Genomic DNA, 19,237 nt, shown 5'->3' with positions numbered 1-19,237 from the left:
GCAAGTCGCCTGCTTTTTAACAACATGCAAAGTCGGAACAGCACTCGGTAATCCTGTTTAGACCCCAACGCACAAAATGCGGCGTATCACCGGGCGCGATCCGGTCGGTGAGAAGGCTACCCCCTCGCGAGAGCGATAAAGGCGCGGGAACGGGCAACACTGGCGGGATGAGAGGTGCGAAGCGTAAAAAGATTTATTCCAGCCCATTCAAAGCTGAGTGGGCTGGGCTGAATCACAAGAGGATTTTTTATGACTCAGACATACATGCCGGCATGTTTAAGAGACCTGCCGAAGAAGCGCCAGAAACCACGCAAACAGGCGATTAAGGAAGCACAGGCTGAAGTTCTGAACAAGGCCATCGCATCAATCAAAGACGATATGCGTGCGTTCAAAACAGAAGAACAGCGTCGCGGTTACTACCTGGCAATCAGCACGCTCTCACAGATTCGTGACGAGTTGTAGTTCAGGGATGTACCGCAAACACGTTAAGCATTTCTCCCGCATCAGCGGATAACGACAGAAGGTAAGAGTATGCGTAAACCTAAAGCTACAAGCGAAACAGTGGTTCATTTCACCATGATGCGCCGACCTGATTGTGCAAAGCATGGTGATCAGCGCGGCAGAGTGTGGCGACATAAGTATCAATTCCTTGATAGCGCATTTTGCAGGGCTGCAAGCCAAATATCTCCCCGATCATTTAATTTCAATCAATAGCCGCCTAACCAGCGGCTTTTTCATAACTGGAGTCATTTACGAGTGGCTCAAGTTATGACAACCGGCGGCCATCCACCGCCCATTGAAACACTGAATAAATGCGTTGAAGTCTTGTATTAACCGTTCCGTTCGCCGCGATAAGGCCAAGAGGATTTATGAGCACTGTAAAGATGATTGGCGCCAGTCCACTAACTGGAACAATTTTCGAAGGACGACTTAACCCAGTCAAAAGCTGCTGGGTTGGAAAGAAAACAGATGTTACCGATATGGTTCTGAGAGCTACCGCTGACCACCTCTACGTTGTGAAAAAGGAATATGCGTTCCCGTTACGAGACGGAAAGGTGGCTGTGTTGAGCATGCAGATTTTCGATGAAATGCCAGAGCGCTTCATTGGTGGCACGGAGCATGGCGAATGATGACAGTCACCCACAACGGCAAGCAGTACACAGCCAAAAAGCTCAACGATAACGAGTGGCAACTGACGTCGGTATCGAACCCGCGTGAAAAGCTGACGCTTAACCGCTGGCAGATGCACATCGCTGGCCTCCTGGAACAGGTTGAGGTGAAACATGATGCACCATTACGGAGTGTTTGAAGTTAACCGTGGCGCCGTTCAGCCAGGAATGCTGGTAAAGCATAAAGATGGAATGTGGACTGCATCAGCAAACGCGCGCGGCAAACTCTACCTTCACCGCGGTTGCGAACGTACCTACACCAAAGAGTTGCTTGTTGAGGTTTATCTCGACGGGCGCGGTCACGGACTTAGTCACTAACCACCCTATTCAACCGATCGGCCTGGCATTACGCGGGCGGGATCTGCACATCCAAATTTCAGGAGTTCAGCCATGAACGCATACCTCACTTACGACCGCATCGAAGATCGGCGCTGGGTTGAGCAGCAGCTCGACGACGAGAAAGAGAAGTGGATCGACGACCGGGCGAAAGAACTGATCGCCATGTTCCCTGCGAAACCTCTAGAGATGAGCAACCTGTTCCTGCCCAAGGATGCCCAGTTTGCACTTATCGGGGAAAAGGCCGAAGAGTCATACAACGAATACATTTCGGCCTGCGCATATGCCCGGGCAGAAGAAGAATGGCAGCGCCAAGCACCCTGCCCGTTCTAAGGAGTGATTATGAGCTTAACCCTTATTGACTTCGTCAAACAACAGGAGCCGCTTTTCACTAAGGCGGCCACTGACGAGCGGATGGTGTGGGCGAAGGAAAGTCAGTTCGCCATCCAGCTGTTTCAGAACAACGACTACCTCGCGAAAGTTGCATTCCAGAACCAGACCAGCACGCAGAACGCGATCGTCAACGTTGCGGCAATCGGCATTTCGCTAAACCCAGCTCAGAAGCTGGCTTACCTGGTTCCGCGTAAAGGGGCTATTTGCCTCGACATCAGTTACATGGGCCTGATGCATATTGCGCAGCAGTCTGGCGCAATTAAGTGGTGTCAGTCGGCCATAGTGCGTCGGAACGACCAATTCCGACGCGAGGGGCTCGATAAGCCGCCGATCCATATCTACAACGACTTTGATACCGAAGAGCAACGCGGGGACATCGTAGGGGCGTATGTAACGGTAAAAACTGACGATGGTGATTACCTCACCCATACGATGCGCATCGATGCCATCTACTCCATCCGTGACCGGTCAGAAGCATGGAAAAAGTACAAATCTGACAACAGCAAGAAGTGTCCATGGGTCACCGACGAAGAACAGATGATCCTCAAGACGGTTGTGAAGCAGGCTGCAAAATACTGGCCTCGCCGTGAACGACTGGATGCCGCTATCGACCACGTTAATACCGAGGGCGAAGAAGGTATCAACTTTACAGCAGAGCGTCAGCCTGAGCGCGATATAACGCCGCTTAGCGAAGCTACGCAGAAAGAGATAAACGACCTGCTTGTCTCTTTGGATAAGACATGGGATGCCGATCTTCTCCCTCTCTGCTCACGCATTTTCAAACGCTCTATCACGCAGCTAGCCGACCTGACAGAACAGGAAGGTGTTAAGGCTCTCGGGTTCCTCAGGCAAAAGGCGGCAGCATGACACCAGAAATTATCCTGGCCAGGACCGGCATTGACGTAACCACTATCCAACAGGGCGATGAGGCGTGGCACCGGCTGCGCCTCGGCGTCATCACCGCATCAGAAGTTCATAACGTCATTTCAAAACCAAGATCAGGGAAGAAGTGGACAGATATGAAAATGTCCTACTTTCACACCCTTCTAGCCGAGGTGTGCACCGGTGTATCGCCTGAGGTTAATGCAAAGGCTCTGGCGTGGGGTAAACAGTTCGAGGAAGACGCGCGCACACTCTTCGAGTTCACTACTGACGTGACAGTTACGGAGTCTCCGATCCTGTTCCGTGACGAAAGCATGCGCACCGCTTGTTCTCCTGACGGCCTGTGCAGTGACGGGTTCGGACTTGAACTTAAATGCCCGTTCACATCACGCGACTTTATGAAATTCAGACTTGGCGGCTTCGAAGCTATCAAGTCGGCTTACATGGCGCAGGTGCAGTACAGCATGTGGGTGACAGGTAAAGATGCCTGGTATTTCGCAAACTATGACCCGCGCATGAAGCGAGAGGGAATTCACCACGTCATCGTTGATCGGGATCCGCAGTACATGACCGATTTCAACGAAATGGTGCCGGAGTTCATCGAGAAAATGGACGAGGCGCTGGCGGAGATCGGCTTCACGTTCGGTGAGCAATGGAGGTAGCGATGAGCGAACTTTGGCAACCGTGGGAAAACCTGTTCTTGCATGAAGTTGGCAGAACTATGCCGGTTCAGGTTATCGCAGAAAAGCTTGAGCGTTCCGAACCGGCAGTCACTCGCCAGGCATCACGTATCGGCGCACCACTTATCAGCAGGATGACCGGAAAGCCATGGACGGCAGCCGAGCTGTATCTGTTCGGTCGGTTCTCAGTGGAAGAGATAGCAACAGCAACCGGTCGCTCCATTTATTCAGTCAGAAGCAAGCGTTACTCACTGGCCCGCTCCGGAGGATTAACTATGCGTGAATGGACTGCATGTGAACTGGCTGCACTCATGCGCTACACCAACGCAGAAGTAGCAGAGATTACCGGTAGGAGTATCGAAGAGGTCGGAGATAAGCGGCTGGCTGTAAATATTGAGCGGAATGGATGGGATGTTAACGATCCGGAGCGGGAGGATTCATGACCGGTAAATACACTCTTATTTATGCTGATCCTCCCTGGGCATACCGCGACAAAGCAACCGACGGAGAGCGCGGCGCAGGGTTTAAATACCCTGTTATGAACGTGCAGGGTATCTGCCGTCTCCCGGTGTGGGATCTGGCTGCCGATAGCTGCCTGTTGGCTATGTGGTGGGTGCCGACTCAGCCGATTGAAGCGCTGAAGGTTGTCGAGGCGTGGGGATTTCGCCTGATGACCATGAAGGGATTCACCTGGCATAAGACGAATAAACACAAAGGCAATAGCGCGATCGGCATGGGCCATATGACCCGGGCCAACAGCGAAGACTGCCTGTTTGCGGTACGTGGAAAACTTCCTGCCCGCATGGATGCTTCTATCTGCCAGCATGTCACCGCGCCGCGGCTGGAGAACTCCCGCAAGCCTGATATCGTTCGCGAAAAATTAGTGCAGTTGCTCGGTGATGTCCCTCGCATTGAGTTGTTCGCTAGGCAGTCATCGCATGGTTTCGATGTGTGGGGAAATCAGTGCGACGGCCCTGCCGTTCAGTTGCTTCCAGGTTGTGCGATTGACGTTATGAAAACGGAGGCAGCATGACACCAGAGCAAGACAACGCCGTCCGCGCACAGGGTCGTAAATGCGTGGCAGAGATTCAGCAAGCAATGAAATGCAGGCCTAAGCCGAAATGGAATGCAGGCCTAAGCCGAAATGGAATGCAGTCGTGCCGCCAATCATCAGGAAGCATCACCAGAAAATTGCGCCGCTTGGTATCAGCCTGGTGGCATTCGTTAGCAGCATCGGTCGCATGCAAGGCCGATACGGAGTGGAATCATGAGTGAAGCAGCAATGATTATTGTCCCAACGGATATCAGCACCATGGTCCACGAGGTTGAAACCGCATATAACCGATACCTAAACGAGTACAGAATACCAGACGACCATAAAATCGTAGTTAACTACTCGGCAGGAAAGGATAGCACGGCGACGCTTGCAGTGGCGCATGCGCTGTTCGGTGACCGGGTTCACGCTGTTATGGCTGATACTGACAATGAACATGATTTAACAGTCGAATTTGCTCGAACCATTCACGAGCAAATCGGCTGCAATCCTGTTCAAGTAGTGAAGCGCATTTACACCGAGGAGGACTTCGCAAAACGCCGGGAATACCTTAAAAAGAACTGGCCAAAGCGGCAAGTGATCCGTATGGGCGCATATCGCGGAATCGTAATGCCATCATTATCCCGTTCAGATACTAAATTCGGCCAGGCATGGCTTCGTACTGCTGAGCGATGGGGTGTTGAATTTGATACCGCTCTCAATGCTGCCCTGTCGGTAATGCACCCGAGCGGAAACAGCTTCCTTGACTGCGCCCTGCTACACGGAAAATTCCCGATGCTCCGTGACCGGTTCTGCACAGATGAACTGAAGATTCAGATCGCGTTCGACAAAGCAATGCGACCGATGCTTGATGACGGAGATGTGGTCGTGCAGTGGTCAGGGGTTCGGGCTGATGAATCATCTAAGCGCGCCGGGTACGAGCGATTTTCGACTGACCGAAGAGATCCGGAATTCCTATATAACTTTCTCCCCATCCACCAATGGACAGCGGCTGACGTATTCGCCCTGCACAAACACTTCGGAATCACACCGAACCCACTATACCTGCAAGGTGCGTCGCGAGTCGGCTGCATGAACTGCGTGCTGTGCAATAAAGAAGAGATAGCCGAAACGGCGGCGCGCTGGCCAGAGCACATTGAAAAGCACAAAGAATGGGAGTTGAAAGTTCGCCTAACCTCTAGATGGGTCCACTGGATGAGCGTGGGCGAGATTAGCCAGCGTTGGATGAAATCATTCGATCTCCCTCTTGGGCGTTCGGTTCAACTGTACGGACTGACGCCGGATGTTCAGCACATCGACTGGTCTGGTTTTTACGGACCTAGGGGGGGGCTTAATTCTCCAGGAGTTGATGATGTTGTTGAGTGGGCTAAAACAGGGCGAGGTGGCAAGGTCTACGATTTAGTGAAGGCCAGCATTGACACGGCAGTATGCTCATCACGGTACGGACTATGCGAATGACGCTAACCAAACGAATCACCAGGTCGCTATGTCGGCCTTTTTTATTGCTGGCGTTCACCTTCAACCGAATTAACCGACAGTTCATGGAGTGAGATATGGAAGAACGTTTTACGCCGGGCCCGTGGTTTGTTCAAGACGACGAATGGACTGATGGCGATACCGCAAACATTACATCAGATTTTCGCAGTGATAACAGCATTGTTCCTGTCGCACAGGTTAGCGGTGGCGGATCAGAATCTGGATACGATGGTGATTTTTCACTGGAGCAGAAAGCAAACGCCAAGCTAATAGCTTCGGCTCCTGAATTGCTGCAAGCGCTGCAACTATCACTGGAAGCTATGAATGAAATGGGCGACATCCTTAATTTTCATGACATGGCTGATTCAGAAACCGTAGAAAAACTCACTCCAGCATTTGAAATGGCTCGTGTCGCTATCAATAAGGCACTCGGAAAGGAACACCCATGACACCAGAAATCATCGATCAGGCCAGCGCTCTCGAAGAGATGATGCGCGAAAACGCTATTCAGGCTCACAGACTCAACCACTCAGCAGTATCAGCAACGCACTGTGAGGAATGCGGAGATCCGCTAATTCCTGAGCGTCGAGATGCGTTTCCGGGCTGTAAGAAGTGCGTAAGTTGTCAGGAAGATGAAGAAAAGCGGAATCGGAGGATGTGATGGGAAAAATGACTTTTGTTGTCGAGTTTGAGGACGGAAAGGAACCGCCATTCCAGTTCACTGATGACTTTATGGGGATGAGCGGGAAGCTCTGCTCGGTAGCAGCATTTGATTATAAAGACGACCTTTTAACTGGAGATGAAGTTTCCGCTGTTATTGGCCTATTCAATGAGCATCGAAGGGATTTCGAAGTGTGGTGTGATGAGTTCGAGGTGGATTCAGCAGAAATTGAGCGAAAAATTAACCTGATGGGGTGAAGTGATGGATTACAGCAAGCTGAGCGATCAGGAAATAAACCAACTTATTGGAAAGGTAATCAGCCGTGATGGACTGTCAATTATCGCATATAACGGCAGCGTGGTTATCCATGAATACTCGGACTGTGGTGATTTTAAAGGGGTGTGCCTTGGGTGGAAGGCTTTCGACCCTTGCAACAACCCAGCAGACGCATGGCCTATTATCGTTGGTAAGAAGTTGAGCATCATTAACGCCGATGATAAATGGCTTTGCGTTCCAGAAGATGAACCAGTTAATGGTGTAACTGGAGATGCTGTCCACATGATTTATTCCGGAGATGGTGTTGAGCATGAAAACCCGCTCCGAGCCGCGATGATTGTATTCCTCATGATGCAGGACTCAGCCAATGTTCCAACTAATTCAACGGGGTCAGATATACGCTGACAATGCCGGGTGGCCGGTAATAATTCATTCCGTCACATCACAGATAGTCCGCTACTGGCGACAGGGCCGGATTAACACCACTTCAATCGACCGATTTAATTCAGATTTCGAGCACCTCGACCCACACGAGGCGGCACAGATACGCGCCGAACTTGAAACAGCAGAACACTTAAAACGCCTCCGCGCTATGCGGGCGGCATGAGGAGCGATGATGCGCATCACTATAAACGTTAATTCCACTCCTGATGTGGAGGCGGCCATAACAGCTCTGCGCCACTTCATCAAAGAGAAGAAACCAGATGATGGAACGAGCGATGTGTGGGGGATCGGCATTACCGGCGGCGCCTACTTTTCTGTGGGAGTTAAGCCGAACGGGAATTACACAGTTAAGCAGCAGGATTGAGGAGAGATTATGAATTGGAACAACCGAGTCGACAGCATGCCAGACCCGGAAAGTAAGAGTCGAGTTCTTGTATTTACACCAACACAGCATGAGGACATGCGATACCGGCTTGTGCCTGCGTCACTATTTAAAGCTGTTTGTCGTGACGCTACGCACTGGATGTAGTCGATGACCCTGAGGAATGAAGCAACTGATAGCTGATTCACTGAGTCGGCTATTGGGTGCGAATGCACTGCCACGTTATCCCTTTTGCTCGGCCATAGTGCCGGGTTCTTTTTGCCTGGCTTCCAGGTTCGATTTCCAAACCGGAGATGAAACCTATGCGCGAACTACGCGACGACTCCCTTATTGACATGAAGTTCATGATCGAAGATGCTGGCTATACAGCGAAGTATTTTTATTCGCAGATTAATGCCGGAAAACTCCCCAAGCCAATCAAACTTGGTCGCACATCACGATGGATGTACGGCGACTACCAGAACTGGAAACGCAGCTACCAATCCCCTATGAAAAACGCATCATGATTTGCCTTTGTGGGCATAAATGCGGGCATAAAATTCTTCACTTCTACAAATTCTCTTATTTCCCCTGTAGTTACGTCTATTATGTGATGTCTGCAGGGGACACTCTGAACGCTCATATCCTCTGCTAAAAACCCTTTATCTTGTGACCCAAAACGGCAGAGAAATGTCTCTTCAGCTCAACCCTGTGCCAGGCGATAAAACGGAACATTTCTCACTGTTGCAGTGAGATTATCAGACACCATTGTCTGACCCGTCGCTACCCGCATCCCTGATTTTCGCAACCTCAGTACGTCAGCCGCTATACGCTGGCTGCCAAACCAGAAAAGCCCGTCCAACGCCGTGACATCCAGTCCTGATTCGAGCGCCATCTTCAGGCGTTCCCGTGGAGATTTCACCGCTTTTGCGATCTGCTGGTAAGGGGCTTCGGTCAACCCTTCTGGATCTATGCGCCGGATACGATGCGACAGACGGTATTGAAATTCATCCGGTATACCGTCAAGGCTCGCTTTCAGGGTATATACACACCCAAAGCGTTTACCATTGAAGATGACGTTTTTCTGGCTAAGCTGTAGCGCGTCACGCACGCTGGCAATCAATTGCGGGGTGCGAAGTAATAACAACCGAAAAGGCAGCTCAAAGCTGGTCACATAGTCCACGTTCAGTAAGGCAATACGCAAACGCTCTTCCGGGCCGGCCTTCATTTCCCGACATTCCGCAATGACGTCAGCCCATTGGCCGGTAAGACGAGAACTTTCAGCAGCCTCTGTAAAGCTGTACTTTTCAGCCTGATAATCAATACGTCCGGTCACACGGTATTCCCTTCTGGCCACATTCGGTATTTGCTGCTCACTTTACCAGCGACAGACGACTATCGAAAGCCCGGCAACATAACGAATATTGACTCAACTCATATACTTAATTGTTATCACACTGCTAATCTCACGGAATTCATTGGCTGGCGGACAGGGTCACCGTGTTAGAAATCTTTTCTTAACCCACTGAAAAATATCTAACAAATATTTTTCTCATATAAAAACGATGGTTCGTTCAATACGGATCCGAATTTATTTGGGTTAAAAAAGGTACGGTATGAAAGTCACATGGACTGTCACTCCTGCCGGGTACCAGCGAATTACCAAACGCTGTCCCGCATGCAATATAAAACGCGAGTTTGCACCTTCCGGTGCCTTCAGGGTTAATTCACAAAAAAAAGTGCTCGATATCTGGAGCATTTATAAATGCACGCATTGTGAATATACGTGGAATATCTCGCTGTTCTCACGGTTTCACATCAGCAAAATTAATCGAGAGCTGTACCATCGGTTTATCACGAACGATGCCAGTACGGCTCACTATTATTCTCATGATAAAGCCACTCTGAGCCGAAACAACGCTGAGCTTGCGGGTAAGCCTGATTTTCGTGTTCAGGAGCAATGGCAGGCCAGCATCAATATTGACCAGCACTTCGCCGTCAGCATCAGGCTTACCTGTGCTTTTCAGATCAGTGCGCTATCGATATTAAAGCGCCAGCTTTTACTCAGCACGGCGGAGATTAAGAAACTGATAGATGAAGGTCATATTCGTGGTATCACCATGAAAGAACTCAAATCGCGAAAGTTACGGACAGCAAATGTCGATTTTCACTTGTCTGCGGTAACGTTGTATGCCCGGCGAAGGGTGGTTCTGGCGCCACGTTAATAGAATAAGGCTCATCCTGAGGTAATGAGCCCTCCCGATCCGACACCTTTGCCGGATCGGGATAGCGGTTTTATGTCAGACAACAAAACGATTAACCAGATCCCTCATGGTTACGGAGAGATTATCCAACCGCTGGCTGTCATTCGCGGCCTGAGAAACCAACGCCGCGTTTTGCTGCGTGACCTGCTCCATGGGTCTCAACGCCTGGTTTATCTGGGAAACACCCAGCGATTGTTCCGTCGCCACCCGGGCGATATCGCCGATATATTGCTTCATACTGGTGGTATTATCCGCCGCCGCTTTTAGCGCGGTAGCTGACGCTGTAACCCGCTCAACGCCCTCGCTGATTTTTACCATATTCTGCACCACCAGCTCACGGATCTGATTCGCTTCTTTAGCACAGCGCTGTGAAAGATTGCGTACTTCACTGGCGACTACCGCAAATCCCCTGCCCATCTCTCCGGCGCGTGCCGCTTCAACAGCCGCATTCAGCGCTAGCAAATTCGTCTGAAAGGAAATATCATCAATTGAAGTAACGATATTTGAGATTTTCTCACTGGAGGAGCGAATCTCTCCCATGCTCTGGTTTGCCGCGCTGGCGACGTTACTTGCCTGGCGAACCTCTTTTTCCAATCTTATTGTCAGGAGCTCCGCTTCGCGGGCATTGTCCGCCGTTTGCGTAATCGTCGTTGAGAGCTGTTCCATACTGGCCACGGCTTCTACAATCGATGCGGCCTGTTCATCGGTGCGCTGGGCCAGATCCTGATTTCCCGCCGTGATACTGCTGCTGGCATCGTACAGCACCAGAGAGCCTTGTTTTATCTCCTGTACGATGTGCTGAATATTTTCCAGCATCGTGTTATAGGCGCGATTGAGTGAAGAAAGCTCGTCTTTCCCTGGCGTCGCCAGACGTTGAGTCAGATCGCCGTTCATACCCGCAATCTTGCTTAGCGTGTCGCTGAACTGACGGTGCATATTGAGTGCGATGGCCCCGGCGAACGCCAATGATGCCAGTAGCGCCAGCAGGCTCACGGCCATATATATCTGCCAGTTTTTACGTGCATCCTGTGCGAGTTTTATGGCACTCTCCCATAGAAGATTCGCCGCCACATTTTCTATCTGTCGCATCACTTCAATACGCTGGGTTTGTACCTTAAACCAGACAGTAGGATCGACGTCAAATCCACCGTTCGCCGCATGGCTAAACGCGGCTTCGCGTAATGAAAGCGCTTGTGTAGCTTCGGTGGATTGTAAGCGACTTTTCAGCATGGAGGCCTGTTCAGGTGAACTCAGGCGCAATGATTGTGCCAGCCAGACATTCTGTTTACTGACCACATCGCTAAGCTGATGTAATTGTCCGTCGGCGAAATGACCAGAGGAAAAGATATTTGACAGCAGCGCTCGCTCAATGCCCGCTTGCTCCTTCAAATTCAGCAAGTTGTAGTAGGCTGCAAATGAATTCGCCATCTCGCCGGAATCCGTCAACGTCCCCAACCGGCCAACAAAATGCAGTACATCAGCAATAACACTAGTATAAAACTCAACCACCTCGGAGGCTGGCAGACCCAATAGCGTCACCTTTTCCCGAATTGTCGCCAGCGACAGAATATTTTTCTTAAACGCGGCGACAGAGGTGGTCACATCCCCTGCCTGTAAGGCAGTATCGGACAGCGAACGCACAAATATCTCGATCTCGCGATCGGTTAACGCCCGTTGCGCGTTTAGTTCATCTTTGAACGTCTTCCCTTCGGCCCCAAGAAACCCGACACTCATTCCACGCTCTTTTTGCAGTTCATGCACCACATTTCCGGCACTGCGTGCGAGGGCTGTCAGTTGGGCAATATTCTCCATCTGTCGTTCTGTTTCGATGCGCGTCCATATTCCTGAACCAGCAAACCAACATAACGCCAATAATAGTGGTTGTAGCGCGATTATTAACTTCATTTTCATCGGCATTCGATAAACCCACCACATGCCACTTACCTCCCTTATCCATATTTTCGTCATGGTTATCGGCGTGACATAGCTGCACTTTACATCTTTTCAACAGACACATGGCTATTTATTTGGTTTAATATTAATCAATATACCTCTATATAATTAGAACAAACAGGATAAACATCCATTTATATGGCATTGCCGAATCTATATTTTATTATTTGATAATATATAGCATGTTATTTCTAATTCTAACGAGAGGCATTATTAACCCGATACCAAACGGGAATAAGACACAGGATCGCTCCCACCGCGGGTGTCGCCCAAAGAGCTACCTGCAGAGCGCGCGCCTCATCTGGCTTCCCGCCGAACGTTAAGGTTATAATCCCTACAACGATTTTATTGGATTAGAAGCGACGATGACAAAACTTACCCTACAAGAACAGATGCTAAAGGCAGGTCTGGTCAGCAGTAAAAAAATGGCAAAAGTGCAGAGAACGGCGAAAAAATCGCGCGTTCAGGCTCGTGAAGCCAGAGAGGCGGTGGAAGAGAATAAAAAAGCACAGGTCGAACGTGATAAGCTGCTCAGCGAGCAGCAAAAGCAGGCTGCGCTGTCTAAAGAGTATAAAGCACAGATCAAGCAACTTATTGAAATGAACAAAATCACCATTACTCGTGGCGATATTGGTTACAACTTCACTGATAATAATCTGATCAAAAAAGTCTATGTTGATAAAGTGACCCAATCACAGTTGATCAAGGGCCGCCTGGCCATTGCGCGTCTGACGGCTGAAAGCAGTAGCGATAGCGAATATGCCATCATTCCGGCTGTCGTCGCCGATAAAATTGCCCAGCGCGATGCAAACTATATTGTATTAAATTGCGAGCTGAGCCAGGAAGCGAAGGGCGAAGACGATCCGTATGCTGATTTTGTCATCCCTGATGATTTAATGTGGTAAGAAAACAAGCAGATAATTCAAACTTCCGTCGCGTATTTCGGTGAACGCCAACGCTACCACCGAAATACCGTTGACGTCACCTCTGCCCAATCCTGTCAGCTAAAACTTATAATGTTCTTTGCTCAGCCCGTATTTTCTCATGCGTAAATACAGTTTTTTACGCGGGATTTGTAAATACTCCGCCACTTCATTAATGCGCCCCTGATGAATATTTAACGCCTCGGTAATAATCTGCCGTTCGTACTCCTCCACCCGGCGATCGAGCGGCGTCGGTTCAGGCATATGCAGCTGCGGATTTGCGGTTTCAGCCAGCGGAAGTAGCCCAACGGCAAAAAGCTCAGCGGCGTTCGCCAGTTCCCGAACATTACTTAGCCACACGCGGCGCCGCATGCCTTTCAGGAGTTCCCCTTCAACGTCAGGTACAGGATGATTCAGGCGCAGACAGGCTTTTTGCAGATAATGGCGAAACAGTGGCTCAATATCATCGGGACGCTGCGACAACGACTGACAAGCGATTTGCGTCATCGCGAAACAGTAATAGAGTTCGGCCACAATTTGGTTAGTTGCCGCCAGTTCCACCAGCGATGTGGCGCCAATACCGATCAAGCGAAACGGACGCCTCTCCTGGCTTTGCAGGTGCACCAGTTGGTGCTGCTGTTCGCGCGTCAGGCATTCAATATGGCTCAGGACCAGCGTACCGCCTTGCGCCTGGGCAATAAGATCATTGAGTTGTCCCGCATTCGCGGGCGTCAGCTCACCGCGGATAAACGGTCCCTCGGTGCTGCGCCCAAGCTGATGCAAATAACGGGCTCCCGTCATACGCCCCGTTCCCGCCTCGCCATAAAACCAGACGGCGATATCCGTTTCCGCCAGTTGCTGCAGACGCTGACGGTACTGATTGACCCAGTCACTGTAACCGATCAGCTCAACCTGCAGCTTTTGCTGACAATAGTGGCGACGCGCAATCACAGATTTTCGCTGACGCAACGCATCTTCTACCAACAACAGCAGTTTGCCGGGGTCGACCGGTTTTTGCAGAAAATCCCATGCCCCTTTCTTCACCGCTTCCACGGCCATCGGGACGTCGCCATGCCCGGTGATCAACAGGATCGGCAGCTGATTATCATCCTGATGAAACAATGTCATTAGATCGATTCCATTGCAGCCAGGCATACACACGTCGCTCAGGACAATCCCCGGCCAGTCGGCCTGGAGCCAATTTCGGGCGTCAAAAGGGTTACTGCATGCGTATACACGATAACCCTCTTGTTCAAGCAACAGCGTGTAAGCGTCGAGAACATCAGCATCGTCATCAATCAGCAAAACAGCATATTCATCACACAACATCGTTTACATCCGTCAGATTAAATTCCAGCACGACGCAGGCATTCCGCCCCGGCGTCGAGGCCAGGCGCAGCTCGCCGTTCATTTGCGTCATTAACGATACACAAATCGATAAACCAATACCGAGACCCACATCCTTACTGGTGGTAAACGGCTTTAATAGTGATGGCAACAACGCGCCTGGCCAGCCGGGGCCGTTATCACAGACTAAGACGCATAATCGGCGCCCATCGGTCTGCCAGTGAACCTCTATTTCCGCGGCAGCCGGACAGGCATCCAGCGCATTTGCCAGTATGTTTACCAGTACCTGCTGAATACGCACTTCATCACCTGCCACCCACACGCTGTGAGCAGGAAGCGTCAGCGTGCCCTGCTGCTTATGGCGCATAGCCAGCAGTTCCCAGGCAGCCGCAAACGTTTGTCGCAGATCGACCGGATGTAAAGGCGCGCCCGGCTCAGCCCGACGCGCAAACTGACGTAGCGAACGGATAATGGCATCGATGCGGGTAATCAACCCCTCTGCTTTGGTTAACGTGCTTCTGGCCTGAGTGGATTGTCCCAGCTCAATTGCCCTTCCAGCCGTAAACAGGTACATCGACAGCGCATTCAGCGGTTGATTAATTTCGTGTGCCAGAGTGGTCATAGTCTGGCCGACGACCGCCAGTTTAGCCGTCTGGATCAGCTCATCCTGCGTCGCCCGGAGATCGGACTCAATCTCCTTACGCTCCGCCACTTCCTGCTCCAGCTGATTTTTTTGCGCATTCAACTGGCCCAGGGTATGGCGCAGCAAGCCCGCGATACGCCCCAATTCATCGCGCCCATAAACCGGGATAGTGGCATCCGTTCGGCCAAGACCAATTTGCACCACGGCCTGGTTGAGCGCGGTAAAACGCTTCACCAGCCGGGAACGAATGAAATAATGGTTAAGTCCCCAGGCGAGAAGGAGCGCCAGCAGCGTCGCCAACAGAATAAGTCCGCCACTGACGCGAACAATTTGTTCCAGCCGCTGGTTAAACATCTGCATTTGCTGATGGCTACTTCCCAATTGCGCTTCAAGTAGTGTTCGAAAGCGCCCGAGCGTTGCCTCTCTGGCATGGTTGGCATCAATGAGCGCCTTTTGCGCAGCGACATAATCGCGCATCGTATCGGGCATTTTATTTTTCATCATCCCGATTTCCAGCAGTTCATCAATGGTTTGCCGCAGGGTGATGGTACTGGGCCAGTCATCGAGGGTACGGATGTTTTCATCGGCGGTTTTCTTCAGATTCTCCAGGTAGCGGATATGGTTCTCCACCAGCATCCCGTCGTCGCTGCCCGACTTCAGTTCATTAAGCCGGTCGCGTAAATCATCCACGATCTGGTTTTCAATTCTTGCCAGGGTGTACACCTGCTGCTGCTCGTTTTGCACCTCTCGCGCACGTTTGAGATACAGCGCCGCATCGCCACTTTTTGCCTCGATTTGATCCAACAACGTCCCCTGCTGCCAGGTGAAATCCTGCACCAGTGAATTCAGCTCGGTGTTAAAATCATCATGTAGCCAGTCGATGCGTGCGGAGAGTTCACTCACTTTTTCACGCACGAGGAACATGTTGTAGAGCACCCGGTCCAGTTCCGCCATCAGCGCCCGGCTGTCCTGCAAAATCACCGCCAGCTGCTGTTGTTCTGCGGGTTGTAGCCCCCGGCTCAGTGCCTCGATTTTATCCAGATGCGAGATTATCTGATTGCGCAGTTGCAGCCTCACCGTCGTATTGGGGGCCAGCAGGAATTCATTAAGCTGATCCACAACCAGGTTAAGATTGCCTTCAATCAAAAAAGCGGAATGCACGCGCGGGAAGTAATCATCAAGCGAATAGCGTATTTGCGAGCTCTGCTCGTGCCATGAGTACAAACTGACGCAGCTCACGCTCAACGTCAGTAGTGCGCCCGCCAGAAAGGCTCCCCGCAGGCTGCTGCTGATGTTGAGCTGCCGCAGGCGTTGCAGTATCGATCCACCTTTCATTTTAACTCTTCCAGTTTTGCTATCGCCTGACGTTGATTTTTAAGAAACCACAGCTGCCACTCCATCATCTGCTGTTCGGCAAAGCTTTTGTTATCGAACTGAGCAAGCCAGGCCTCATCTTCACTACGCCTGGCATCTATCGGGACGCTGGTCAGTAAGGCTCTGATTTCGGGTAACGGGCGTTTCAGGCGCGCTTCCGCACTGTAAAGCGCCCGCCAGGCATCTTTCAGCTGTGCGAGACGAAAACTGATGGCGGTATCAAACATTCGCTGCACCAGCCGCTGCCGCTTAAGGATCAGCCGATAATTAAGCGCAGGCTGGTTCATCAACATCGCCTGTTGAGCGGCCCGTGGGTTATCTGGCGCGAGCTGGGTAACCGGATATTTTCCCGTATTCGCATCCGCAAGGATCCGCTGTCCTTCCGGACTTAATAAGTAGCGGATAAAACGACGCGCTTCACTGGCGTGCTGGCTGTTCTTGAGCACGGCGACATAGGTTGGCGACACTGCCGAGCGTGGAAAATAGCTAAAAACCAGATGCGGATCGTTGAGCAACAGGTTGGCATAGTTATCAATGACCGGCCCGGCAACGCCAAGACCGCTCTTAATTTTGTCGGCTACGCCAAAACTGCGTGATGAAATCGTCACCAGATTACCGGCGCTCGCTAACAGCGTCGCCCAGCCCTCTTCCCACCCTTTTTGCTGCAACAGCGACTCAACCATCAAATGGTTGGTATCGGAACGAGACGGGCTACTCATCAACAACGCATTCTGATATTTAGGCTGCGTTAAATCCGCCCAGTCAGCAGGAGGAGAAAGGTGTCGCGCCGCCAGCGCAGAACGGTTAATTAGCAGGCCAAAACCGGATATCGCCACAGCCACGGAGGTAGAACGAATAGACTCAGGCACCAGCCTCTGGCTTTCCGGCAACGCATTATCAAAGAGCGCCAGCTTCTGATGCTCCTGAAGATGCTGTAACAGCATGGGCGATGAGGTCAAAATGAGATCAACGTTTTCCGCATTCGCGGTATCAAGCAGTTGTTCCAGCGAGCTGCTGGTCCGGTTTAACGTGCGAATCATCACCGACCCCGGCTCCGTCTGCCAGCGCTGAATAATCCAGGCCGTGGCTCCGGGTGAGAAGGTTGTTGCCATCACCAGCTCTTTACCCAAAGCCTGGCAGCTCGCCGACAGCGACATGAAACAGAGCGAGATTGCCCAAAAACGCCGCCAACAGTAAAGTCTGTTTGTGATCCCGTTCATAAATACCAACATATGCAAAAAATAATATTGAGACAAAACTTACCCGTTTATCCCTACAGGAGAGAAGAATAAGGTTTTTCGCAATAATAACCATACGAAAAGTGACTACATCAGCTAAGAATACCCGAAAACACAGTCTGAATTTGTTAATATCCGCACATGCCAGCAATAAAACTTCGCGCAAAAGAACAGAAATAAAATGCCATTATTTAAAAAGAGTCAAAATCTGCCGCACCATCTATAAAATGAGTCAATAGTGACCCATTTCATCGACTTGAGTTTCTCTCCTGCCTATTTCACTCTTCACCACGAAAATTCCTGATATTCACATCAATATAAATTTAGGTGATGATATGTTATCAATATTTAAGGCAGGGCCAGCGGCAAATAAAGTCCCGACAGAGAAAGTCCAGGAAACTTATGGCCGCTACCGCATTCAGGCATTGCTCAGCGTATTCCTGGGCTATCTTGCGTACTATATTGTGCGCAATAACTTCACGCTCTCAACTCCATATCTGAAAGAGCATCTGGATCTCAGTGCCACGCAGATCGGTTTACTCAGCAGTTGTATGCTTATCGCCTATGGCATCAGTAAAGGCATTATGAGCAGCCTGGCAGACAAAGCCAGCCCCAAAGTCTTTATGGCATGCGGTTTGATTCTGTGCGCCATCGTCAATGTGGGTTTAGGATTCAGTACCGGATTCTGGATTTTTGCCGCGCTGGTTGTCTTCAACGGCTTGTTCCAGGGGATGGGCGTCGGCCCTTCATTTATTACTATCGCTAACTGGTTCCCGCGTAAAGAACGTGGACGCGTTGGCGCGTTCTGGAATATCTCACATAATGTCGGTGGTGGTATTGTTGCCCCGATCGTTGGTGCCGCCTTTGCCATTTTGGGAAGTGAACACTGGCAAAGCGCCAGCTATATTGTTCCGGCCGGCGTTGCCGTACTGTTTGCAGTTATCGTGCTGATGCTGGGGAAAGGCTCACCACGCCAGGAAGGTTTACCGGCTCTGGAACAAATGATGCCGGAAGAGAAAGTTGTATTAAATGCCCGACACGCTGTCCAGGCGCCAGAAAATATGAGCGCCTTCCAGATTTTCTGCACCTATGTCCTGCGTAATAAAAATGCCTGGTATGTTTCACTGGTAGATGTCTTTGTCTATATGGTGCGTTTTGGCATGATTAGCTGGTTGCCAATTTATCTGTTAACCGAAAAACATTTCTCGAAAGAGGAAATGAGCGTCGCGTTTTTGTTTTTCGAATGGGCGGCAATTCCTTCCACATTACTGGCGGGTTGGCTTACCGATAAACTGTTTAAAGGCCGCCGCATGCCATTGGCAATGATTTGTATGGCGCTGATTTTCGTCTGTCTGATCGGCTACTGGAAAAGCGAATCGCTGTTGATGGTGACTATTTTTGCCGCCATCGTTGGCTGCCTGATTTATGTTCCTCAGTTCCTGGCCTCCGTTCAGACCATGGAAATCGTACCCAGCTTCGCAGTGGGTTCCGCAGTAGGATTACGCGGATTTATGAGCTACATTTTTGGCGCATCATTGGGTACCAGCCTGTTTGGCGTAATGGTCGACAAAATGGGATGGCATGGCGGTTTCTATCTGCTGATGGGGGGAATTGTCTGTTGCATCCTGTTCTGCTACCTCTCTCATCGCGGGGCGCTGGAACTTGAGCAACAGCGGAAAAATGCTCAGCAAGAAGAAGCATCACTCCAGTTGGCTGACGCCCGTTAATCGATTCCAGTCTCGCAAAAAGTGCCAGCACCGCTG

25 protein-coding genes and 1 pseudogene are annotated in these 19,237 nt (G+C 50.7%); 21 read left to right on the top strand and 5 right to left on the bottom strand.

Annotated elements, in window-relative coordinates:
* Positions 1-249: 249 nt before the first annotated feature.
* From FDW96_RS23920 to FDW96_RS23835, 18 genes and pseudogenes are all read left to right on the top strand, one after another.
* The gene (locus FDW96_RS23920) at positions 250-462 is read left to right on the top strand and encodes a hypothetical protein (protein WP_137366420.1); all 213 of its coding nucleotides are present in this window, start codon (positions 250-252) and stop codon (positions 460-462) included.
* 407 nt (positions 463-869) lie between these two features.
* Positions 870-1,130 carry a hypothetical protein gene (locus FDW96_RS23915; RefSeq protein WP_045325421.1) on the top strand — a complete coding sequence of 87 codons (261 nt, stop codon included), beginning with the start codon at positions 870-872 and terminating at the stop codon, positions 1,128-1,130.
* Positions 1,130-1,309: a hypothetical protein gene (locus tag FDW96_RS23910; protein ID WP_137366498.1), complete on the top strand. Its 180-nt coding sequence runs from the start codon at positions 1,130-1,132 to the stop codon at positions 1,307-1,309. The genes FDW96_RS23915 and FDW96_RS23910 overlap by 1 nt, the downstream gene beginning before the upstream one ends.
* On the top strand, positions 1,284-1,487 hold the full coding sequence (locus FDW96_RS23905; protein ID WP_064441788.1) for a hypothetical protein: 204 nt from the start codon (positions 1,284-1,286) through the stop codon (positions 1,485-1,487). The genes FDW96_RS23910 and FDW96_RS23905 overlap by 26 nt, the downstream gene beginning before the upstream one ends.
* A gap of 72 nt (positions 1,488-1,559) precedes the next feature.
* Complete coding sequence (gene gamL, locus FDW96_RS23900; RefSeq protein WP_137366419.1) at positions 1,560-1,838, top strand: host nuclease inhibitor GamL; 279 nt, start codon at positions 1,560-1,562, stop codon at positions 1,836-1,838.
* A 9-nt stretch (positions 1,839-1,847) separates the two neighbouring features.
* Positions 1,848-2,765, top strand: coding sequence for a recombinase RecT (locus FDW96_RS23895; protein ID WP_137366418.1), 918 nt, complete (start codon positions 1,848-1,850; stop codon positions 2,763-2,765).
* Positions 2,762-3,442, top strand: coding sequence for a lambda exonuclease family protein (locus FDW96_RS23890; RefSeq protein WP_137366417.1), 681 nt, complete (start codon positions 2,762-2,764; stop codon positions 3,440-3,442). The genes FDW96_RS23895 and FDW96_RS23890 overlap by 4 nt, the downstream gene beginning before the upstream one ends.
* 2 nt (positions 3,443-3,444) lie before the next feature.
* Positions 3,445-3,903, top strand: a complete 459-nt coding sequence (locus FDW96_RS25500) for a hypothetical protein (RefSeq protein ID WP_252362884.1) — start codon at positions 3,445-3,447, stop codon at positions 3,901-3,903.
* Positions 3,900-4,493 (top strand): MT-A70 family methyltransferase, encoded by a 594-nt coding sequence (locus FDW96_RS23880; protein WP_137366416.1) that lies wholly within the window; start codon positions 3,900-3,902, stop codon positions 4,491-4,493. The genes FDW96_RS25500 and FDW96_RS23880 overlap by 4 nt, the downstream gene beginning before the upstream one ends.
* Positions 4,490-4,731, top strand: a pseudogene (locus FDW96_RS25495) (hypothetical protein). Before FDW96_RS23880 ends, FDW96_RS25495 begins: the two are co-directional and overlap by 4 nt.
* Positions 4,728-5,972: a phosphoadenosine phosphosulfate reductase family protein gene (locus FDW96_RS23870; RefSeq protein WP_137366415.1), complete on the top strand. Its 1,245-nt coding sequence runs from the start codon at positions 4,728-4,730 to the stop codon at positions 5,970-5,972. The pseudogene FDW96_RS25495 and the gene FDW96_RS23870 overlap by 4 nt, the downstream one beginning before the upstream one ends.
* Before the next feature lie 95 nt (positions 5,973-6,067).
* Positions 6,068-6,439 carry a hypothetical protein gene (locus tag FDW96_RS23865; RefSeq protein ID WP_137366414.1) on the top strand — a complete coding sequence of 124 codons (372 nt, stop codon included), beginning with the start codon at positions 6,068-6,070 and terminating at the stop codon, positions 6,437-6,439.
* Positions 6,436-6,651 carry a TraR/DksA family transcriptional regulator gene (locus tag FDW96_RS23860; protein WP_137366413.1) on the top strand — a complete coding sequence of 72 codons (216 nt, stop codon included), beginning with the start codon at positions 6,436-6,438 and terminating at the stop codon, positions 6,649-6,651. The genes FDW96_RS23865 and FDW96_RS23860 overlap by 4 nt, the downstream gene beginning before the upstream one ends.
* A complete protein-coding gene (locus FDW96_RS23855) occupies positions 6,651-6,908 on the top strand; it encodes a hypothetical protein (protein WP_137366412.1) in 258 nt (85 codons plus the stop codon). Before FDW96_RS23860 ends, FDW96_RS23855 begins: the two co-directional genes overlap by 1 nt.
* A gap of 4 nt (positions 6,909-6,912) precedes the next feature.
* Positions 6,913-7,332: a phage protein NinX family protein gene (locus FDW96_RS23850; RefSeq protein ID WP_137366411.1), complete on the top strand. Its 420-nt coding sequence runs from the start codon at positions 6,913-6,915 to the stop codon at positions 7,330-7,332.
* On the top strand, positions 7,295-7,534 hold the full coding sequence (locus tag FDW96_RS23845) for a DUF4222 domain-containing protein (protein ID WP_137366410.1): 240 nt from the start codon (positions 7,295-7,297) through the stop codon (positions 7,532-7,534). The genes FDW96_RS23850 and FDW96_RS23845 overlap by 38 nt, the downstream gene beginning before the upstream one ends.
* A 6-nt stretch (positions 7,535-7,540) precedes the next feature.
* Positions 7,541-7,735 (top strand): hypothetical protein, encoded by a 195-nt coding sequence (locus FDW96_RS23840; protein WP_137366409.1) that lies wholly within the window; start codon positions 7,541-7,543, stop codon positions 7,733-7,735.
* A gap of 320 nt (positions 7,736-8,055) precedes the next feature.
* Entirely contained in the window at positions 8,056-8,259 is a 204-nt protein-coding gene (locus FDW96_RS23835) for an AlpA family transcriptional regulator (RefSeq protein ID WP_137366408.1), read from the top strand.
* 176 nt (positions 8,260-8,435) lie between these two features.
* On the opposite strand, the gene FDW96_RS23830 is transcribed toward FDW96_RS23835, so the two are convergent.
* The gene (locus tag FDW96_RS23830) at positions 8,436-9,068 is read right to left on the bottom strand and encodes a hypothetical protein (protein ID WP_061382131.1); all 633 of its coding nucleotides are present in this window, start codon (positions 9,066-9,068) and stop codon (positions 8,436-8,438) included.
* Positions 9,069-9,348: 280 nt separating this feature from the next.
* Between FDW96_RS23830 and FDW96_RS23825 the strand changes: the two genes are divergently transcribed.
* Positions 9,349-9,957, top strand: a complete 609-nt coding sequence (locus tag FDW96_RS23825) for a DUF1062 domain-containing protein (protein ID WP_137366407.1) — start codon at positions 9,349-9,351, stop codon at positions 9,955-9,957.
* Positions 9,958-10,032: 75 nt separating this feature from the next.
* Here the strand turns inward: FDW96_RS23825 and FDW96_RS23820 are convergent, their stop codons facing one another.
* Positions 10,033-11,931 carry a methyl-accepting chemotaxis protein gene (locus tag FDW96_RS23820; protein ID WP_137366406.1) on the bottom strand — a complete coding sequence of 633 codons (1,899 nt, stop codon included), beginning with the start codon at positions 11,929-11,931 and terminating at the stop codon, positions 10,033-10,035.
* Between the two features lie 383 nt (positions 11,932-12,314).
* Here FDW96_RS23820 and FDW96_RS23815 point away from each other — a divergent pair, with 383 nt between their 5' ends.
* Positions 12,315-12,854, top strand: a complete 540-nt coding sequence (locus FDW96_RS23815) for a DUF2058 domain-containing protein (RefSeq protein ID WP_137366405.1) — start codon at positions 12,315-12,317, stop codon at positions 12,852-12,854.
* Positions 12,855-12,953: 99 nt separating this feature from the next.
* On the opposite strand, the gene pgtA is transcribed toward FDW96_RS23815, so the two are convergent.
* Genes pgtA through pgtC form a run of 3 tightly spaced genes read right to left on the bottom strand, consistent with a single transcriptional unit; the run spans position 12,954 to position 17,387 of the window.
* Positions 12,954-14,201, bottom strand: a complete 1,248-nt coding sequence (pgtA, locus tag FDW96_RS23810) for a two-component system response regulator PgtA (protein WP_137350011.1) — start codon at positions 14,199-14,201, stop codon at positions 12,954-12,956.
* Positions 14,191-16,182, bottom strand: a complete 1,992-nt coding sequence (gene pgtB / locus FDW96_RS23805) for a two-component system sensor histidine kinase PgtB (RefSeq protein WP_170974738.1) — start codon at positions 16,180-16,182, stop codon at positions 14,191-14,193. The genes pgtA and pgtB overlap by 11 nt, the downstream gene beginning before the upstream one ends.
* Before the next feature lie 11 nt (positions 16,183-16,193).
* Positions 16,194-17,387 carry a phosphoglycerate transport regulator PgtC gene (gene pgtC, locus FDW96_RS23800; protein ID WP_137366497.1) on the bottom strand — a complete coding sequence of 398 codons (1,194 nt, stop codon included), beginning with the start codon at positions 17,385-17,387 and terminating at the stop codon, positions 16,194-16,196.
* 422 nt (positions 17,388-17,809) lie between these two features.
* Between pgtC and pgtP the strand changes: the two genes are divergently transcribed.
* Positions 17,810-19,201: a phosphoglycerate transporter PgtP gene (gene pgtP / locus FDW96_RS23795; protein ID WP_137366403.1), complete on the top strand. Its 1,392-nt coding sequence runs from the start codon at positions 17,810-17,812 to the stop codon at positions 19,199-19,201.
* Positions 19,202-19,237: the final 36 nt, after the last annotated feature.

It is taken from the genome of Citrobacter sp. TBCS-15 (genome assembly GCF_005280815.1).
GTDB classification, from domain to species: domain Bacteria; phylum Pseudomonadota; class Gammaproteobacteria; order Enterobacterales; family Enterobacteriaceae; genus Citrobacter; species Citrobacter werkmanii.
This window is presented reverse-complemented; position numbering and strand designations above follow the sequence as displayed.

What these genes read in the sequence shown, in the direction of transcription:
- pgtA (WP_137350011.1), bottom strand. Translation starts at nt 14,201, where the DNA reads ATGTTGTGTGATGAATATGCTGTTTTGCTGATTGATGACGATGCTGAT.
- FDW96_RS25500 (WP_252362884.1), top strand. Translation starts at nt 3,445, where the DNA reads ATGAGCGAACTTTGGCAACCGTGGGAAAACCTGTTCTTGCATGAAGTT.
- FDW96_RS23840 (WP_137366409.1), top strand. Translation starts at nt 7,541, where the DNA reads ATGATGCGCATCACTATAAACGTTAATTCCACTCCTGATGTGGAGGCG.
- FDW96_RS23845 (WP_137366410.1), top strand. Translation starts at nt 7,295, where the DNA reads ATGTTCCAACTAATTCAACGGGGTCAGATATACGCTGACAATGCCGGG.
- FDW96_RS23880 (WP_137366416.1), top strand. Translation starts at nt 3,900, where the DNA reads ATGACCGGTAAATACACTCTTATTTATGCTGATCCTCCCTGGGCATAC.
- FDW96_RS23820 (WP_137366406.1), bottom strand. Translation starts at nt 11,931, where the DNA reads ATGTGGTGGGTTTATCGAATGCCGATGAAAATGAAGTTAATAATCGCG.
- FDW96_RS23920 (WP_137366420.1), top strand. Translation starts at nt 250, where the DNA reads ATGACTCAGACATACATGCCGGCATGTTTAAGAGACCTGCCGAAGAAG.
- FDW96_RS23905 (WP_064441788.1), top strand. Translation starts at nt 1,284, where the DNA reads ATGATGCACCATTACGGAGTGTTTGAAGTTAACCGTGGCGCCGTTCAG.
- FDW96_RS23895 (WP_137366418.1), top strand. Translation starts at nt 1,848, where the DNA reads ATGAGCTTAACCCTTATTGACTTCGTCAAACAACAGGAGCCGCTTTTC.
- FDW96_RS23850 (WP_137366411.1), top strand. Translation starts at nt 6,913, where the DNA reads ATGGATTACAGCAAGCTGAGCGATCAGGAAATAAACCAACTTATTGGA.
- FDW96_RS23865 (WP_137366414.1), top strand. Translation starts at nt 6,068, where the DNA reads ATGGAAGAACGTTTTACGCCGGGCCCGTGGTTTGTTCAAGACGACGAA.
- pgtP (WP_137366403.1), top strand. Translation starts at nt 17,810, where the DNA reads ATGTTATCAATATTTAAGGCAGGGCCAGCGGCAAATAAAGTCCCGACA.
- FDW96_RS23870 (WP_137366415.1), top strand. Translation starts at nt 4,728, where the DNA reads ATGAGTGAAGCAGCAATGATTATTGTCCCAACGGATATCAGCACCATG.
- FDW96_RS23855 (WP_137366412.1), top strand. Translation starts at nt 6,651, where the DNA reads ATGGGAAAAATGACTTTTGTTGTCGAGTTTGAGGACGGAAAGGAACCG.
- FDW96_RS23825 (WP_137366407.1), top strand. Translation starts at nt 9,349, where the DNA reads ATGAAAGTCACATGGACTGTCACTCCTGCCGGGTACCAGCGAATTACC.
- FDW96_RS23860 (WP_137366413.1), top strand. Translation starts at nt 6,436, where the DNA reads ATGACACCAGAAATCATCGATCAGGCCAGCGCTCTCGAAGAGATGATG.
- FDW96_RS23835 (WP_137366408.1), top strand. Translation starts at nt 8,056, where the DNA reads ATGCGCGAACTACGCGACGACTCCCTTATTGACATGAAGTTCATGATC.
- FDW96_RS23915 (WP_045325421.1), top strand. Translation starts at nt 870, where the DNA reads ATGAGCACTGTAAAGATGATTGGCGCCAGTCCACTAACTGGAACAATT.
- FDW96_RS23910 (WP_137366498.1), top strand. Translation starts at nt 1,130, where the DNA reads ATGACAGTCACCCACAACGGCAAGCAGTACACAGCCAAAAAGCTCAAC.
- gamL (WP_137366419.1), top strand. Translation starts at nt 1,560, where the DNA reads ATGAACGCATACCTCACTTACGACCGCATCGAAGATCGGCGCTGGGTT.
- FDW96_RS23890 (WP_137366417.1), top strand. Translation starts at nt 2,762, where the DNA reads ATGACACCAGAAATTATCCTGGCCAGGACCGGCATTGACGTAACCACT.
- FDW96_RS23815 (WP_137366405.1), top strand. Translation starts at nt 12,315, where the DNA reads ATGACAAAACTTACCCTACAAGAACAGATGCTAAAGGCAGGTCTGGTC.